The sequence below is a fragment of the Saccharothrix ecbatanensis genome, assembly GCF_014205015.1.
GTDB classification, from domain to species: Bacteria; Actinomycetota; Actinomycetes; order Mycobacteriales; family Pseudonocardiaceae; genus Actinosynnema; species Actinosynnema ecbatanense.
Window position 1 is genome coordinate 4,675,746 of the sequence record NZ_JACHMO010000001.1, and the last position, 16,945, is coordinate 4,692,690.

Annotated in this window: 12 protein-coding genes; 6 read left to right on the forward strand and 6 right to left on the reverse strand. The window is 70.6% G+C overall.

What is annotated here, in order from left to right:
• Window positions 1-45: 45 nt before the first annotated feature.
• Window positions 46-2,886 (forward strand): aconitate hydratase, encoded by a 2,841-nt coding sequence (locus tag F4560_RS19170; RefSeq protein WP_221483568.1) that lies wholly within the window; start codon window positions 46-48, stop codon window positions 2,884-2,886.
• 417 nt (window positions 2,887-3,303) lie between these two features.
• Window positions 3,304-5,004, forward strand: a complete 1,701-nt coding sequence (locus tag F4560_RS19175; RefSeq protein ID WP_184921865.1) for a VWA domain-containing protein — start codon at window positions 3,304-3,306, stop codon at window positions 5,002-5,004.
• 76 nt (window positions 5,005-5,080) lie between these two features.
• On the opposite strand, the gene F4560_RS19180 is transcribed toward F4560_RS19175, so the two are convergent.
• The gene (locus tag F4560_RS19180; protein ID WP_312869366.1) at window positions 5,081-5,683 is read right to left on the reverse strand and encodes a TetR/AcrR family transcriptional regulator; all 603 of its coding nucleotides are present in this window, start codon (window positions 5,681-5,683) and stop codon (window positions 5,081-5,083) included.
• Between the two features lie 98 nt (window positions 5,684-5,781).
• Between F4560_RS19180 and F4560_RS19185 the strand changes: the two genes are divergently transcribed.
• The 3 genes from F4560_RS19185 to F4560_RS19195 are packed head-to-tail and all read left to right on the forward strand — an operon-like array spanning window position 5,782 to window position 9,801.
• Window positions 5,782-7,833 (forward strand): MMPL family transporter, encoded by a 2,052-nt coding sequence (locus F4560_RS19185; protein WP_184921866.1) that lies wholly within the window; start codon window positions 5,782-5,784, stop codon window positions 7,831-7,833.
• A gap of 12 nt (window positions 7,834-7,845) precedes the next feature.
• Window positions 7,846-8,970: a hypothetical protein gene (locus F4560_RS19190; protein WP_184921867.1), complete on the forward strand. Its 1,125-nt coding sequence runs from the start codon at window positions 7,846-7,848 to the stop codon at window positions 8,968-8,970.
• Window positions 8,971-8,994: 24 nt separating this feature from the next.
• Window positions 8,995-9,801 (forward strand): hypothetical protein, encoded by an 807-nt coding sequence (locus F4560_RS19195; protein ID WP_184921868.1) that lies wholly within the window; start codon window positions 8,995-8,997, stop codon window positions 9,799-9,801.
• On the opposite strand, the gene F4560_RS19200 is transcribed toward F4560_RS19195, so the two are convergent.
• Window positions 9,749-11,335, reverse strand: a complete 1,587-nt coding sequence (locus tag F4560_RS19200) for an alpha/beta hydrolase (RefSeq protein WP_184921869.1) — start codon at window positions 11,333-11,335, stop codon at window positions 9,749-9,751. The two genes, F4560_RS19195 and F4560_RS19200, sit on opposite strands and share 53 nt — an antisense overlap.
• A gap of 111 nt (window positions 11,336-11,446) precedes the next feature.
• Here F4560_RS19200 and F4560_RS19205 point away from each other — a divergent pair, with 111 nt between their 5' ends.
• A complete protein-coding gene (locus F4560_RS19205) occupies window positions 11,447-12,514 on the forward strand; it encodes a DUF4037 domain-containing protein (RefSeq protein WP_184921870.1) in 1,068 nt (355 codons plus the stop codon).
• On the opposite strand, the gene egtD is transcribed toward F4560_RS19205, so the two are convergent.
• Genes egtD through F4560_RS19225 form a run of 4 tightly spaced genes read right to left on the reverse strand, consistent with a single transcriptional unit; the run spans window position 12,511 to window position 16,820 of the window.
• Window positions 12,511-13,485, reverse strand: coding sequence for an L-histidine N(alpha)-methyltransferase (gene egtD / locus F4560_RS19210; RefSeq protein ID WP_184921871.1), 975 nt, complete (start codon window positions 13,483-13,485; stop codon window positions 12,511-12,513). The genes F4560_RS19205 and egtD overlap by 4 nt on opposite strands.
• On the reverse strand, window positions 13,482-14,231 hold the full coding sequence (egtC, locus tag F4560_RS19215) for an ergothioneine biosynthesis protein EgtC (protein ID WP_184921873.1): 750 nt from the start codon (window positions 14,229-14,231) through the stop codon (window positions 13,482-13,484). The genes egtD and egtC overlap by 4 nt, the downstream gene beginning before the upstream one ends.
• A gap of 1 nt (window position 14,232) precedes the next feature.
• Window positions 14,233-15,576 (reverse strand): ergothioneine biosynthesis protein EgtB, encoded by a 1,344-nt coding sequence (gene egtB, locus F4560_RS19220; protein ID WP_184921875.1) that lies wholly within the window; start codon window positions 15,574-15,576, stop codon window positions 14,233-14,235.
• Entirely contained in the window at window positions 15,573-16,820 is a 1,248-nt protein-coding gene (locus F4560_RS19225; RefSeq protein WP_184921877.1) for a glutamate-cysteine ligase family protein, read from the reverse strand. The genes egtB and F4560_RS19225 overlap by 4 nt, the downstream gene beginning before the upstream one ends.
• Window positions 16,821-16,945 lie beyond the last annotated feature (125 nt).

Consider the following 16,945-nt stretch of genomic DNA (forward strand, 5'->3'; position numbering starts at 1 on the left):
GGAAGACTCGACAGAAGTTCCCCTACCGACTTCGCGCGTGACCAGATGGAGTTTCACGTGACTGCACCAAGCAAGGACAGCTTCGGCGCCCGCGGCACGCTCACCGTCGGCGACGCCTCGTACGAGGTGTTCCGGCTGAGCGCGGTCGACGGCGCCGAGCGCCTGCCGTACAGCTTGAAGATCCTGCTGGAGAACCTGCTGCGGACCGAGGACGGCGTGAACATCACCGCCGACCACGTGCGCGCGCTGGGCAGCTGGGATCCGTCGGCCGAGCCGAACACCGAGATCCAGTTCACCCCGTCCCGGGTGGTGATGCAGGACTTCACCGGCGTGCCGTGCGTGGTCGACCTGGCCACCATGCGCGAGGCCGTCACCCAGCTCGGCGGCGACCCGACGAAGGTGAACCCGCTGGCGCCCGCCGAACTGGTCATCGACCACTCGGTGATCGCCGACATCTTCGGCCGGCCGGACGCGTTCGAGCTGAACGTCGACCTGGAGTACCAGCGCAACAAGGAGCGCTACCAGTTCCTGCGCTGGGGCCAGACCGCGTTCGACGAGTTCAAGGTCGTCCCGCCGGGCACCGGCATCGTGCACCAGGTGAACATCGAGCACCTGGCCCGCGTGGTGATGGTCCGCAACGGCCAGGCCTACCCGGACACGCTCGTCGGCACCGACAGCCACACCACCATGGTCAACGGCATCGGCGTGCTGGGCTGGGGCGTCGGCGGCATCGAGGCCGAGGCCGCCATGCTGGGCCAGCCGGTCTCCATGCTGATCCCGCGCGTGGTGGGCTTCAAGCTGCACGGCGAGCTGCCCCCCGGCGCGACCGCGACCGACCTGGTGCTGACGATCACCGAGATGCTGCGCAAGCACGGCGCGGTCGGCAAGTTCGTCGAGTTCTACGGCTCGGGCGTCGGCGCGGTGCCGCTGGCCAACCGCGCCACCATCGGCAACATGAGCCCCGAGTTCGGGTCCACCTGCGCGATCTTCCCGATCGACGGCGAGACCATCGAGTACCTGAAGCTGACCGGCCGCACCGCCGAGCAGCTGGCGCTGGTCGAGGCCTACGCCAAGGACCAGGGTCTCTGGCACGACCCGTCGGCCGAGCCGGTGTACTCCGAGACGCTGGAGCTGGACCTGTCGACGATCGTCCCGTCGATCGCCGGCCCGAAGCGCCCGCAGGACCGGATCGACCTGACCAACGCCAAGGAGGCGTTCCGGCAGGCGCTCGGCGCTTACGTCGCGCACACCGACGGCGTGACGAACTCGCCGGTGGACGAGGCGTCCGAGGAGTCGTTCCCGGCCAGCGACTCGCCCGCACTGAGCAACGGTGACGCGGGCGGTTCGCCGCACGTGTTCCACTCCGCCGCCGAGGGCGCGGAGGGCCGGGCGTCCAACCCGGTCAAGGTCTCGCTGGACGGCGCGGAGTTCGAGCTGGACCACGGCGCCGTGGCGATCGCCGCGATCACGTCGTGCACCAACACGTCCAACCCGTCGGTGATGCTCGGCGCGGCGCTGCTGGCGAAGAAGGCCGTGGAGAAGGGCCTGGAGCGCAAGCCGTGGGTCAAGACCACGCTGGCGCCGGGTTCCAAGGTCGTCATGGACTACTACGAGCGCGCGGGGCTGCTGCCGTACCTGGAGAAGCTGGGCTTCCACCTGGTCGGCTACGGCTGCACCACGTGCATCGGCAACTCGGGTCCGTTGCAGGACGAGATCTCGGCGGGCATCAACCAGGGCGACCTGGCGGCGGTGTCGGTGCTGTCGGGCAACCGGAACTTCGAGGGCCGGATCAACCCGGACATCAAGATGAACTACCTCGCGTCCCCGCCGCTCGTGGTGGCGTACGCGCTGGCCGGTTCGATGGACAAGGACATCACCACCGAGCCGCTGGGCACGGACCAGGACGGCAAGCCGGTGTACCTGGCCGACATCTGGCCGACGCCGCAGGAGATCTCCGAGGTCGTCGCGTCGTCGATCTCGCCGGAGGGCTTCGCCAAGGGCTACAAGGACGTGTTCGCCGGTGACCAGCGCTGGCAGTCGCTGCCCACGCCGACCGGCAAGACGTTCGAGTGGGACCCGCAGTCCACGTACGTGCGGAAGCCCCCGTACTTCGACGGCATGCAGATGGACCCGTCCCCGGTGACGGAGATCAGCGGCGCGCGGGTGTTGGCGCTGCTGGGCGACTCGGTCACCACGGACCACATCTCCCCCGCCGGTTCGATCAAGGCCGACTCGCCCGCGGGCAAGTACCTGACCGAGCACGGCGTGGAGCGCACGGACTTCAACTCGTACGGCTCGCGCCGGGGCAACCACGAGGTGATGATCCGGGGCACGTTCGCGAACATCCGGCTGCGCAACCTGCTGCTCGCCGATGAGGGCAACGGGCAGGGCGTGCAGGGCGGGTTCACCCGGAACTTCCTGGAGGAGGGCGCGCCGCAGACCACGATCTACGACGCGTCCGAGGCCTACGCGGCGGCCGGTGTGCCGCTGGTCGTGTTGGCGGGCAAGGAGTACGGCTCCGGCTCGTCGCGCGACTGGGCCGCGAAGGGCACCTCGCTGCTCGGCGTGCGGGCCGTGATCGCCGAGTCGTTCGAGCGCATCCACCGGTCGAACCTGATCGGCATGGGCGTCCTGCCGCTCCAGTACCCGCAGGGGTCGACGGCGGCGTCGCTGGGTCTGGATGGCACGGAGACCTTCGACTTCACCGGCATCACCGCGCTGAACGACGGCGACACGCCTCGGACGGTGCACGTGGTGGCGACGAAGACGGGTGGCGCGAAGGTGGAGTTCGACGCGGTCGTCCGCATCGACACCCCCGGCGAGGCCGACTACTACCGCAACGGCGGCATCATGCAGTACGTGCTCCGCAAGATGGTCCGCAGCTAGTCATCTGCACGTGAACGGGCCGTCCACCTCCGGGTGGACGGCCCTTTCGCTGCTCACGGCCCGCACGGAGCTTGCGGCACTCGGCGCCGGCGACTTCCACGCCTGGGAACGGGTCGCGCGCCGGCCGTCCGGCGCATTGTCGTCACAATTCCGAATACTAATGTAACGAAGCGCCGATCAAAAACGAACGACAATTTCCGCTAGACCGAACGGGTGAACGTATTGTCGTTCCACGGAATGCCCGCCTAACCTCGTCCTGCCGACGCCATCCGATTCGCTCGGAACGTCATCCGGTTCGGATCTTCCCTGGTCCGCACCTGTTCGGGGACTGACACACCCGGCTTCACCGGAATACTCAGGCGTGATTCCAGAGGGGGATTCACACCCGTCGGCACGCACGAGGAGGTGCGAAACCGAATGCTCAAGAACTCTCGAAGACGGGCTTGCGGCGTAACCGCGATCCTGTTGGCCGCACTCGCCGCCCCACTCGCCACCACCACCGCGGCGTCAGCCGCCGATGGAACGGTCACCGGCACGAAGACGCTCGGCGCCACCGACATCACCTGTGGCGGCTCCGTCCCGGTCACCGTCACGCTCGACGCCCAGACCGGCATCGCCGGCAACCCGGTGGACATCGAGCTGGTGCTCGACCGGTCCGGCAGCATGGCGGGCGCCATCGGCGACCTCAAGGTCGCCGCCAAGTCGTTCGTGGACATCATCGACGAGGCCACCGACGGCTCGCTGGACGGCGTCATCGCCAACGGCAGCCGGATCGGCGTGGTCAGTTTCGCCGACGGCGCCTCGGTGGACGCGCCGCTCTCGTCGGACGCGAACGCCGCCAAGTCCGCCATCGACGCGCTCAACGCGTCCGGCGGCACGAACCACTCCGCGGCCATCTCCACCGGCCAGGCACAGCTCGCCGGATCACTGCCCGGCAACTCCAAGATCATGGTCATCATGACCGACGGCATGACGACCGTGGGCAGCGACGCGAGTGACGACGCGGCAGCGGCACGGACGGCCGGCACCGAGATCTTCGGCATCGGCCTCGGCTCCGTCGACTCGGCCGAGATCCGGGACTGGACCACGGATCCCGACGCCACCCACTACTACGAGGCCCCGAGCCCCGCGCAGCTGCAAGAGATCTTCGAGGCGATCGGCGCGGCCATCGTGGTGCCCGCGGCGACGAACGTGACCGTGGTCGACACCGTGGCGCCGCAGTTCTCGGTCAGCGGCGCGGCGGTCTCCAAGGGCTCGGTCAACCAGGCCGGCAACCAGCTCACCTGGACCATCGACGAGTTGAGCACCGAATCGGTGACGCTGACGTTCACCGCGACCCACCTCCCGGCCGCCGGTGGCGGCGTGCTGGCGGTCAACCCGTCGGTCGCCTACTCCGACACCGAAGGCCACGTCGTGACGTTCGGCAACCCGACGGTGAACGTGCGCGGTTGCGCGGCGTTCATCGACGTCGAGCCCGAGCACGAGGTCAACGAGCTCGGCACGCCGGGCCAGACGCACGCCGTGACCGCCACCGTCACCGACGACTTCGGCGACCCCGTGCCGAACACGGCCGTCACCTTCGCGATCCTGTCCGGCCCGAACACGGGCGCGGCCGGTGGCGCGAACACCTCGGCCGCCGGCACGGCGGACTTCGTCTACCCGGCAACCCAGGGCCTCGCGGGCCTGGGCACGGACTCGATCCGCGGCTGCTTCACCCACGCCGCCGGCCACCAGGTGTGCGACGACGTGCTGAAGGACTGGGTGGACACCACTCCCCCGGTCGTGACGTGCCAGCCCACCAACAACCCGGGCGGTGGCAACGAGCCGCCGGCCGACAACGAGGACGGCTTCTTCGTCCTGACCGCGACCGACGCGGTCGACCCGAACCCGCAGATCTTCGTCTCCGACTCGGCGAGCACGGCCGTGTTCGGCGGGTTCGCGTCCGGCACGAAGATCAAGCTGGTGCAGGCGCCGGGTGCGACGCCGAACCAGAAGCCCGGTGTCGGTGACATCGACTGGCGCATCACGCTCAAGGGCGACGCCCTCGTCTACGGCGTGGACGCGTCGGGCAACCAGTCGGCGCCGATCAGCTGCCTGGTCCCGCCGCCGCCGAAGTAAGCGCTGCCGAAGTAAGCGATAGCCGCACGACAGGACGTGAGGGGCGCCGATCAGGGCGTCCCTCACGTCCGCGCGTTCACCCCAGGATCTGCACGAGGTAGCCGCGCAGCACCTTCTTCAGCTCTTCGACCAACGCCGGGCGCTCGTCCTCCCCGGCCGACACGATCATCGGGATCAGCCCGCCGAACAGCCGCATGGTCACCTGCGCGGCACGGGCGCGGTCGGCTGCGGGCAGGTCCGGCCGGCGGGCCGCGAGCACGGCGTCGATCCGCCCGAACAGGGCCGCGTGCACGGCCCGGGTCGGCTCGGCCAGGCGTTCCGGCATGTCGGCCCGGCCGAACAACGCCTTGAAGCCCGGGTTGGCCACGTTCACCTCGATCATCGGCCCGGCCATCCGGTCGACCAGCTCGTCCAGCGGCAGGTGCGCCAGCTCCGGCGTCAACGCGCCGTGCGCGGACCGCAGCTGCTCCAGGTACCGGTCCGCCAACGCTTGCGCGATGGCCTCCTTGTTGCCGTAGAACTGGTACAGCGTGCCCGGCGACACGCCCGCCCGCGCGGCGATGGCGTTGGTCGTCGCGGCCTCGTAACCGACTTCGGCGAACACCGCCGCCGCCGCGTCCTGGAGTTCGGCCATCCGCCGTTCACCCCGCGCCTGCCGGCGCACCACCTTCGGCTCCACGGGCACCACCTTCCCACTCGTTGACAAACACGAGCAAGTGCTCGTATTTTCAGAACACGAGCACTTGCTCGCATTCTGCCCGATCCGAGGAGTACCCCGTGTTCAAGCTGGGGCGATTCGCCGTGCGCCGGCGACGCTTGATCCTGATCGTCGCCGCGATCGTCGCGGTGGCGGCGGCCGTCGTGGGCAGCGGCACGTTGGCGGCGCTGTCCTTGTCCCGCTTCGAGGCGCCCGGCACGGAGTCGCTGCGCGCGGCCGAGGTGCTGGCGGAGGAGTTCGACACCGGCAACCCCAACCTGACTCTGCTGGTCACGGCACGCGACGGCGACGTGGACGACCCGCGCAACGCCGAGCGAGGCCGTGCGCTGGCCGCGGAACTCGCACCCGACGTGCGCCAGGTCGAGTCCTACTGGGACCGCGAGAGCCCCGCGCTCAAGTCCGAGGACGGCAGCCAGGCGTTGATCCTGGCGTGGGTTCCGGGCTCGGCCACCGAGGCCCGCAAGGCCATCGCGGAACTGTCCGAACGGTTCACCCGGGCGGACGACGTGATCACCGTGGGCGTCGGCGGGCAGGACGAGGTGTTCCGCCAGGTCGGCGCCCAAGCCGCCCAGGACTTCCTGCGCGCCGAGATCATCGTGATTCCGGTGGTGCTGCTCCTGCTGATCCTGTTGTACCGCCGGGTTTCCCTGGCGTTGACGACGCTCGGCGTGGGCCTGTTCGCCATGGTCGGCACCCTGGCCGCACTGCGCGGCCTCACGGCCCTGACCGAGGTCTCCACGTTCGCCGCGAACATCACTCTGGTCATGGGCCTGGCGCTGGGCGTGGACTACTGCCTGTTCGTCATCGCCCGCTACCGCGAGGAACTCGCCGGCGGCTCGACCGTGCCGGAAGCGGTCGAACGGGCTGTCGCGACGGCCGGGCGCACGGTCCTGTTCAGCGGACTCACCGTGGCCGCGTCCCTGGCGATGCTGCTGCTGTTCCCCTTCCCGTTCCTGCGTTCCTTCGCCTACGCGGGCGTGTTGGTGGTCGGCTTCGCCGTGGTCGGCGCGCTCACCGTCCTGCCCGCCGCCCTCGCGTGCCTCAAGCCGCACCCGGCCGTCGAACGGTCCAACGGTTTCTGGGCGCGGACGGCGAACACGGTGATGAACCGGCCGCTCCTGGTCGGCGGCGCGGTGCTGGCGTTGCTGCTCCTGCTCGCCTCACCGGTGCTGGGACTGAAGTTCGGCCTGCCCGACGACCGGATCCTGCCCGCCGACGCGTCCAGCCGGATCGTGCAGGACCAGATCCGCGACGGTTTCGGGCAGGAGAAGACCGATGCCATCCGCGTGATCGCCAAGGGCGCGCAGGGCGACGACTTCGCCGCACGGCTCGGGGACGTCCCCGGCATCGTGCAGGTCGACGTGGAGACCAACGGCTACGGCACGGTGTGGACGGCGATCCCGTCCCAGGAAGCCCTCGCGGGTGACGTGCCGGAGTTGGTGGCGAAGGTCCGCGCGCTCCAACCCGACTACCTCGTCGGCGGCTACCCGGCCGAACTGGCCGACTTCCGCGACGCGCTGACCGACCGCGTGCCGCTCGTCGTGGCCCTGATCCTGATCATCACGTTCGTGCTGCTGTTCCTGATGACCGGCAGCATCCTCTTGCCGCTCAAGGCAACCGTGTTGAACCTGCTCAGCCTCGGGGTCATGTTCGGCGTGGTGGTGTGGGGCTTCCAGAACGGGAACCTGTCGGGCGTCCTGGACTTCACGCCGACCGGCACGCTGGAACCGAGCATCCCGATCCTGATGTTCTGCATCGCCTACGGACTGTCCATGGACTACGAGGTGTTCATGGTGTCGCGCATCGCCGAGGAGTACGCGCGCACCGGTGACGAGCGGGCCGCCGTCGCCACCGGGATCCAGCGCAGCGCGCCACTGATCACGGCGGCCGCGGCGATCCTGGCCCTGTCGTTCGCCGCTTACGCGTCGGGCAGCGTGATGTACTTGCAGATGTTGGGCGCGGGCATGGCGGTGGCGATCATCGTGGACGCGACGTTCGTCCGGGCCGTGCTGGTGCCCGCGTTGATGCGGCTCGCCGGTCGCGCGAACTGGTGGGCGCCGGGGTGGCTGCGTCAGGTGCACACCCGCTTCGGGATCTCGGAGAGCCGCTAGGGTTACGCGCCCATGGGGGTCTTCACACCGAAAGCCGTGTGGTTCAACACTGTCTGGGCGTTACTCGTGCTGGTCGGGCTCGTCCTCCCGCTGTGGGAGGGCGGCCCGCCGGTCGAAACCGGGCTCTCGCTGGTGATCGCGGGGCTGTTGCTCAAGGCACGCGAGGTGCACGCCGAGAAGCCCGGCATCTGGTTCCCGTTGCTGGTGACCGGATCGGTCCTGTTCGCGCTCGCGTTGACCAGGGGATCGATCGGCTGGTGGGTGCTCTGGGTCGACCCGCAGGCGTTCGATCTCGGCCGGTTCCTGGTCGGACTCGCGGTGGCCGTCGGCTTGGGCTTCTGGGCGTGGCGGGCGCGCAGCTCCACGATCGCGGCCACGGCGGCGGGGTACCTGGCGGCGCTCTGGTTGTCGCTGCCGATGGACGCCGAGCAAACGGGCTGGATGTCCTACATGCCGCTTCCCACGCCGGAACCGTCCTTCGACGTCAACCTCCCGCCGTACCCGGAGCTGGTGGTGGTCGCGGGCGCCGTGTTCGCGCACGCCCGGATGAACGGCCTGCGACCTTGGCACGTGTTGGCGATCGTCGGGTTGCCCGGCTTGCTGGTGCAGGTCACCGCGGCGACACTGCTCTCGATGGCCCTGCTGGTCGTAGCCCTGCTGGCCGCCGCCTACGACCTGGACTCCCGCCGTCCCGGCGCCTGGTACCCGCTGCTGGTCGTCGGCGTCGGCCTGGTGGTGTGGCTGGCCGTGGACAGGGTGATCCCGGCATCGCCATTTCGCGAGCCGGGGATCTCGAACCTGCCCGACGGCCAGGCCCCGCTCTTGATGGTCTCGGGCCGGAGTGCCGCCACCGAGTCGAACTCGGCGGCCGGCTACGACGAGGTCTTCCTGGCCGTCGTGGTCGCGATCGCCCTGGCCGTGTGGTCGTGGCGGCGCAAGAGCCCGATCATGCTGCTCACGGGCCTTGTCTACGTGGGATTCGCTTACGTGACCCCCAACCAGGAAACCTTGGTCGTCCCACTGTTCATCACGCTGTCGGCGCCGCCGGCGCAGTTCGTGGTCCTGGCGGGTGCGGCGCTCGCGTACGCCACGGCCACCACCCGAACTGTCGGAGGAATGCCCCTGCCGGGTCGCTAGGGTTGTCCGCCGGGGGTGGGGTGCGTGGTCGAACTGATCAGGTTGATGGCCGGGACGGTGATCGCGCTCGGTCTGGGGTTCTGGGCCTGGCGGACACGCGGTGCCACTCTCGGCGGCTCGGCCCTCGGCTACCTGATCGCGCTCTGGTACCTCTACGAGCCCGCTCCTCCGGCGCCGGGCCTGCAGTTCCTGTCCGAGGAGCAGTTCGCGGCGCTGATGTGGAGCGTCACGCCGCTGCCCGGCCCCGGCTACCCGGAGTTCGCGCTCGCCGCCGGCGCGGTCGTCGCCCACGCGCACGCCCACCGCGTGCGGCCGTGGCACGTCCTGGCGGTGGTCGGGTTCGGCGGCGCGCTGTGGGATCCGATGGCGATCCTGCTCTGCCTGGCGGCACTGGTGCTCGCCGGCTACGAGCTGCACGCCCGCCGTCCCGGCGTCTGGTACGCGCTGATGCTCGTCGGCGTCTGGCTGTGGCTGGGCGAAGCCTTCGACGGCTGGTTCATCGCCGTGGACCCGCCGGACGAGGGCTCCTTCACGATGGTGTCGGCCACCGCCGTCTCGTTCGACCACGTGGACCTCGACGAACTGGCACTCGCGGTGGTGGTGGCGGTGGGCCTCGCGGTCCTGGCATGGCGGCGGCGGAACGTGGTCGTGCTGCTCACGTCCGCCGCCTACCTGGCCGGGGCGTTCGCCGTGGAGTCGGGGTCCCTCCGGATTCCCGCCGGCCTGGTGGTCCTGGCGGGTGCGGCCGTCGCGTTCGCCACGGCCGCACCCTGGACCACTAGAACGGCTGGACGTTGGGCTGGAACACCTGGCCGTCGGCCGGGGCCTTGAGGTTCACCAGGTAGTCCGTCACCAGGGTGTCCGCGCCGGCGCTGTCACCGAGGATGCAGTGCCCGAACGAGTCCACGCTGATCAGCCGCGCGTTGCCCAGCTGCCGGGCCATGCGCTTGGAGAACTCGTACTGCGTGGCCGGGTCGTAGTAGTTGCCCACCACGACGACCGGGTTCGGCGTGCGTCGGTGCCACGGCCCGGCCCAGCGGTCGGGACGGGGCACCGGCCAGGTCGCGCACGTCAGCAGGTCGGACGCGGCCTGCTGGCGGCCGAACGTCGGCGACTCCCGCTCCCACTTCGCGGCCAGCGCCGGGAACAGCTGCGGCACGCGGACGAACGGCTTGTCCGTGCAGTTCACGCCGTAGTACGAGTCGTCGTACAGGTACTCGGTGTCGCCGGTGAGCCCGGCCCGGACGTCCGCCAGACCGCGCTTGTTCGCCAACGGCGGCAGCAACTCGGCCTGCGCGGTGAACACGGCCACGCCCGGGTGCAGCACCGCGTAGACGTTCTGCAACCACGCGGCCAGCGCCTTGAACCTGGTCGGCGCGTACAGGTCGCCGCTGACCCGGCCGATGTAGCCGTCGTGGGTCACGACCTGACCGGACGGCAGCGTGATCGACTGCGTGCGCAGGTGGTCGCGCACCTCGTCGAACTTCGCCCGCGGGTCGCCGTCGCTGTACGCGCACTTGTCGCCCTCGGCGTCACAGCGCTTGAGGAACGCGTCCAGCGCCAGTTCGAAGCCCTGCGCTCGCTGCCGGTCGTACTCCGCGCCGTTGGACGTGCGCAGCGCCGGGTCGACGTTGCCGTCCAGCACCAGGGCGCGGGACTTCGACGGGAAGATGTTGGCGTAGGTCGCGCCGAGCAGCGTGCCGTAGGAGAAGCCCACGAACGTGAGCTGCCGGTCGCCGACGCCCTGCCGCAGCAGGTCGAGGTCACGTGCCACGGCTTCGGTGGACATGTGGTTCAGCAGCGGACCCGCGTTGCGCGCGCACGCGTCCGTGTAGTCCTCGGTCGCGTCCATGGTGTTGCGGATCTCGGTGCGGGTGACCGGGATGGCGGACATGCGGCCGAAGATCTCGTTGGCCTCTTCGAGGGTCTTGAAGCAGCGCAACGGCGAACTGCGGCCGACACCGCGCGGGTCGAACCCGATCAGGTCGAACCGCTTCATGATCTCGGGCTGGAAGAACGAGCTGCCGTACGCGGAGTAGATGAGCCCCGCGCCACCCGGACCGCCGGGGTTGATGAACAGCGAGCCGACCCGGTTGGCCTGGTCCTCGGCCGGGCGCTTCATCAAGGCGACGGTGATCTTCGCGCCGTTCGGTCTGGCGTGGTCCATCGGCACCGGGTGGTTGGCGCAGCTGACCTTGTCCCGCTGCGCGGCCGGGATCTCGGCGAGCACGTCGGCCGCGCACGTCGACCACTCGATCGGGGCGGCGCCCCGCGTCTCGGCTTCGGCGGCGGCGATGCCCACGAGACCGGACATCACCGTGCCCACTGCCAGCGTTAAGGCCAGGGCTCTCTGGTGCAGTTGCATGTGGTGGCGCTCCCTCGGTTCACTCGGCGTCGCCCCTCGGTGACACCACGACGCCGTCGCGCGAGAGTGGCACTCGTCGGGGCGGGGCAACACCCGCAGAACGGAGGATTCGTGTCCGACGGACGGTTCGTGCCCGGCCTGGTCCTGTCCGAGCGCTTCTACCGGGAGGCGGTCGAACCGCTGGTCAGGCGGCACTTCGGCGAGGTGCCGCACAGCGCCGCCCGGATCGGCGCGGGTTCGGAGGTGCTGGGCTTCGACACCGAGCGGTCCGCCGACCACGATTGGGGTCCGCGTCTACAGCTGTTCCTGGACCCGGACGACACCCGCGCCGACGACATCCGGACCGCGCTGGCCGAGCACCTGCCCAAGGCGTTCCTCGGCTTCCCCACGCACTTCGAGGGCGGCGACAGCGACCACGTGAGCGCGCGGATGGCCCTCACCGAGGGGCCGGTGGACCACCGGGTGGACGTCACGGACGCGGGCACGTGGTTCGACCGGGAGCTGGGCTTCGACCCGCGCGCCGGCGTGACCGTGCGGGACTGGCTGACCGCGCCCACCCAGCGGCTGGCCGAGACGACGGCGGGCGCGGTGTTCCACGACGGGCTCCGCGTGCTGACCGCTGCACGCGAGGCGCTGGCCTGGTACCCGGACGACGTGTGGCGGCACGTGCTGGCGTGCCAGTGGCTGCGGATCTCGCAGGAGGAGGCGTTCGTCGGCCGGTGCGGCGAGGTCGGCGACGAGCTCGGGTCGGCCGTCGTCGCGGCCCGGCTGACCCGCGACCTGATGCGGCTGCGGCTGCTGGTCGACCGCCGCTACCCGCCGTACGGCAAGTGGCTCGGTTCGGCGTTCGCCCGGTACGCCGACCTGGTGCCGGTCCTGCGGGCGGTGCTCGCGGCGACCGACTGGCACGAGCGGGAGCGCCACCTGGCCACGGCGTACGAAGAGGTGGCGACCCGGTGCAACGACCTGGGGCTGGCCGAGCCGGTGGACCCGACCACCCGGCCGTACCACTCCAGGCCGTTCCAGGTGCTGCACGCCGAGCGGTTCACCGCCGCCCTGCGCGCCGCGATCACCGACCCGGAGGTGGCCGCGCTGCCGCTCGTCGGTGCCGTCGACCAGTACGTCGACAGCACCGACGTGCTCTCGCAGCCGGCCCGGATCAGGGCGCTGGAGCGCTAGCCGGCGGCGCGGGCCAACGTGAGCGCGAACCGGCCCTCCGAGTCGGTCCACCAGCGGTGCACCTCGAAGCCGGAGGCGGCCAGCTCGCGGGCCACGCCGTCAGGCCGGAACTTCGCCGACACCTCGGTCCGCAGCTCCTCGCCCTCGGCGAACTCGACGTCCAGCGCGAGCGCGGCGACGTGCGCCTTGACCGGGCGCAACGCACGCAACCGCATCTCGATCCACTCCTCCTCCGCGTTCCACAGGGCGACGTGCTCGAAGTCGTCCGGGTCGAAGTCCGCGTCCAACTCCCGGTTCATCACGCGCAGGACGTTCCGGTTGAACTCCGCCGTCACGCCCTGAGCGTCGTCGTACGCCCGGACCAGGACCTCCGGGTCCTTCACCAGGTCCGTGCCCAGCAGCAGCCACTCCCCCGCGTTCAGCACCTCGCGCACCGACGCGAAGAACTTGTCACGCTCCTCCGGGATCAGGTTGCCGATCGTGCCCCCGAGGAACGCCACCACCCGCGGCGGCGAGCCGGGCAGCAGGCCCAGGTGCTCGGTGAAGTCGCCGACCACGCCGTGCACCCGCAGCCCCGGGTAGTCGGCCATGATCGCCTTCGCCGCGTCGGTGAGCGCCGACGGCGACACGTCCAACGGCACGAACTCGGTCAACGTGCCGTGGTTGCGCAACGCGCTCAGCAGCAGCCGGGTCTTCTCCGACGAACCGGAACCCAGCTCCACCAACGCGTGCGCGCCGGTGATCGCGGCGATCTCCGCCGCCCGCGCGACCAGGATCTCCCGCTCCGCGCGGGTCGGGTAGTACTCGGGCAGCCGGGTGATCTCCTCGAACAGGTCGCTGCCGACCGCGTCGTAGAACCACTTCGGCGACACCCACTTCGGCCGCGCGGTCAGCCCCGCCCTCGCCTCGGCCCGCAGCGCGACGGCCGCGTCCTCGGGAGTCAGGTGCACGTCCAGCACTGGCTCGGTCATCCTCGTCCAATCCGTCGAACGTCCACAGTAGACACATCTGCCGTGACGACGTGCCCGTCGGGCACCTCCCGCCAACGCGGGTCGTCGTCCAACGGCTCGGAGGCCAACGTCACCGCGCCGTCGCCCGAACGCACCCACAGCGAGTGGGTCCACGTGGTGCCGGCGAGCACAGTTCCGTTGGTGAGCAAAAGGTTCAGCCGCGAACCGGGCGCGGCGGCGGCCACTTCGGACACCACGTCGGCGAGCGCCGGACCGGGCGCGGCGCCCGACGCGAGCCGGGACCGCGCCAACGCCCACAGCAGCGCCGCGTCGGTCGGCGCGTCCAACGTCAGCAGCGTCGCCACCGACAGCGTCTTGGCGACGTCCACCACGGACTCCGGCCAGTCGGCCACCCGCCCGTTGTGGCTGAACAGCCACTGCCCGTCGGTGAACGGCGCGCAGGCGGTGTCCGCCACCGGCATGCCGACCGTCGCCGACCGGACGGCGGCCAGCACCGCGCCGGACACCGTCGCCCGGCTCAGCGCGAGCAGGTTCTCGTCCGACCAGATCGTGCCCGCCCGGCGGTAGCGCAGCGCCGGACCGCCCGGCGCGGGGTACCAGCCCACGCCGTAGCCGTCCACGTTGACCGCGCCGCCGCCGCGCATGTCCCCCGGCGCGTACGACTGCCGGACCAGCGAGTTCGGCGGGTCGTGCACCAGGGCGGCGACGGGCACGGCCGGGCCCAGGTAACCCAGATGGCGGCACACGTCAGACCGACTCGTCGCGCGAGGCGTCCCGCGCGCAGCGGAAGCCGGCGAAGATCTGCCGCCGGATCGGGTAGTCCCAGTTCCGGAACGTCGAGCGCACCGCGGCCTGGTCGCTGCCGAACGACCCGCCGCGCAACACCTTGTGGTCCGGACCGAAGAACACCTGCGAGTACTCCGCGTACGGGAACACCTCGAAGCCGGTGTAGCCGTGGAAGTCGGAGCTGGTCCACTCCCACACGTCGCCGATGAGCTGGTGCACGCCCAACGCCGACGCGCCCGCCGGGTACGCGCCCACCGGCGCCGGCGTGAGGTGCCGCTGGTTCAGGTTCGCGTGCCGTTCCGCCGGGTCCTCGTCGCCCCACGGGAAGCGGCGCGACCGGCCCGTCGCCGGGTCGAACCGGGCCGCCTTCTCCCACTCGACCTCGGTGGGAAGCCGCTTGCCCGCCCACTTCGCGTACGCCTCGGCCTCGTAGTAGCAGATGTGCACCACGGGCTGCCGCGGGTCGATCGGCGCGGTGACGCCGAACGCCGTGCGGTACCACTGGTCCCCGACGCGTTCCCAGAAACGGGGCGCGACCAGGGAAGCCTTGCGCACGTGCGCCCAGCCGGCCTCACTCCACCAACGCGGGTCGGTGTAGCCGCCGTCGGCGATGAACGCCACGTACTCGCCGTTCGTCACCGGGGTGGTGTCGATGAAGAACGCCTCGGTGACGACCTGGTGCGCGGGCCGTTCGTTGTCCAGCGCCCACGCCTCGGTGGACGTGCCCATGGTGAACGGGCCACCGGGCACCAGCACCTCGGCCGGGCCCACCGGACCACCGCGCGGCGGCGGCGGGGCGTCCAGCACCGGCTCGCCCACGCGCAGCTGGTGCGTGGCGAGCATGGTCTCGTCGTGCTGCTGCTCGTGCTGCACGATCATGCCGAACGCGAACCCGCCGTCGATCAGCTTGTGGCCTTCGAGCGGGGTGCGCTCCAGCACGTCGAACACCTTGTCGCGGACCTCGCCGACGTACTTGCGCGCCTCGGCGGGACCGAGCAGCGGCAGTTCCGGACGGGCCGAGCGGGCGTGCTTGAACGCGTCGTACAGCTCGTCGATGTCCGCCCGGACCGGCTCACGGCCGCCCACGTCGCGGACCAGCCACAGCTCTTCCTGGTTGCCGATGTGGGCGAGGTCCCACACCAGCGGTGACATCAGCTTCGAGTGCTGGCGGACGAGGTCATGGTCGTCCACCGCGTCGGTGAGCAGCCTGCTGCGGTCGCGGGCGCGGGTGAGCTGGGCGGCGATCCGGTCGCGGACGCCGTCGACGTGCGACAGGTCGGCGCCGGCGATGTCTGAAGTGGTCATGAACGGCCCCCTGCGGTCTTCTCAGCGAGCGTGCGGTGCAGTTCTTCGGCGATCGCGTCCGTCTGCCCGACCGACAGGTCGGTGTTCGACAGCGCGACGCAGCCCACGTCGACCACGTCGCGCGCCGCGCGGGCGAGCACCGGGTCGTCCAGGCCGTAGCGCGCGGCGGCGAGCCAGCGGTTCGCCGCCGTCTCGGTGGCCGCCAGCACGCCGTCCACGGTCTCGGGGGTGCTGAACAGCGCAGCCATCAGCACCACCGGCGGCAGCCACTGGCCGGCCGGCGGGGTGTCGAGGTAGCGCACCTCCACGTACCCGCGCGGCCGGACCGGCGGGAACTGGAGGGTGAGGTGGTAGTCAAGGTCGTCCGCGGTCGCCGGCCGGTCGTGCGCTCCCGCGATCCAGTCGGCGAACGTGAAGCGGCGCTGTGGCAACCAGTTCGGGCCCGGTCTGCGCACCGCGATGACCGGCGTGTCGAGCACGCGCTTGGCCCAGGCGGCGGCCGGGTCGGCGCACACCGCGGCGGGGCGGGTGCGCACCGGGTCGGTGGCGTAGAGGGTGCGCATCCTGGCGCTGGCCCAGTCGGTGCGACGGCCGTTCACACCGGGCGAGTTGGCGAACAGGGCGTTGAGGACGGGGCCGAGCGCGTGCACCGCGGCCCAGCGCTTCGTCAGGTCACGGGCCAGCCCGAAGTCCAGGCACACCTGGAGGCCGGCGGTGCTGCACATCATCGTGATGCCCTCGGGCCCGAGCGGGGCGAAGGCGTGTTCCATGGCCGCGTAACGCGGGATTCGAAGCATCCGGCGCGGCGGGCGGAACGGGTCCGCGCCGCGGTGGCCGAGCCGCAGACCGGCCGGTTCGAGCAGGTCGCGCAGGTGGTCCATGTCCGCCGAGACGATCTTGATCAGATCCGTCAGCGATTCGCGCGGCGGGGTGGAGATCTCGACCTGGCCACCCGGTTCCACGGTCAGCGGTGTGCCGGAGGGCAGTGGTCGCTGCGGGCTGTCGGGGACGAGCGTCGGTGGAGCGTGCTTGCCGAGGGCGGACGCGAGGGTCTTCGCGTCGAGCGGCCTGGCCGGGTCTTCGACGTGGTGGACGGTCCATTCGAATTCGACTCCGAGCAGCCTCGGAGGTCCGTGTTTGAAGCAGACCGAGGCGACGTAGGCCTCGGCCTCTGCTCGATCCCGGAATACCGCCGGGGTGGGTCCCGGAACCGGGACATTACGCACAGCAGTCACTTTGGGCACTCCCCGTGATCATTATCGCCCGTTCGACGCTACACGGGGGCACCGACACTCGCAGCTATGTAAAAGCCTTACGGATCAACGACATGTCGGTTACCGGCACCACTCGTGACCGCCGATCAGCCGGT

Bases quoted from the DNA above. Each gene is read 5' to 3' on its own strand.
- egtB (WP_184921875.1), bottom strand. From the start codon at position 15,576: ATGACCACTTCAGACATCGCCGGCGCCGACCTGTCGCACGTCGACGGC.
- F4560_RS19170 (WP_221483568.1), top strand. From the start codon at position 46: ATGGAGTTTCACGTGACTGCACCAAGCAAGGACAGCTTCGGCGCCCGC.
- F4560_RS19200 (WP_184921869.1), bottom strand. From the start codon at position 11,335: ATGCAACTGCACCAGAGAGCCCTGGCCTTAACGCTGGCAGTGGGCACG.
- F4560_RS19190 (WP_184921867.1), top strand. From the start codon at position 7,846: ATGGGGGTCTTCACACCGAAAGCCGTGTGGTTCAACACTGTCTGGGCG.
- egtD (WP_184921871.1), bottom strand. From the start codon at position 13,485: ATGACCGAGCCAGTGCTGGACGTGCACCTGACTCCCGAGGACGCGGCC.
- F4560_RS19175 (WP_184921865.1), top strand. From the start codon at position 3,304: ATGCTCAAGAACTCTCGAAGACGGGCTTGCGGCGTAACCGCGATCCTG.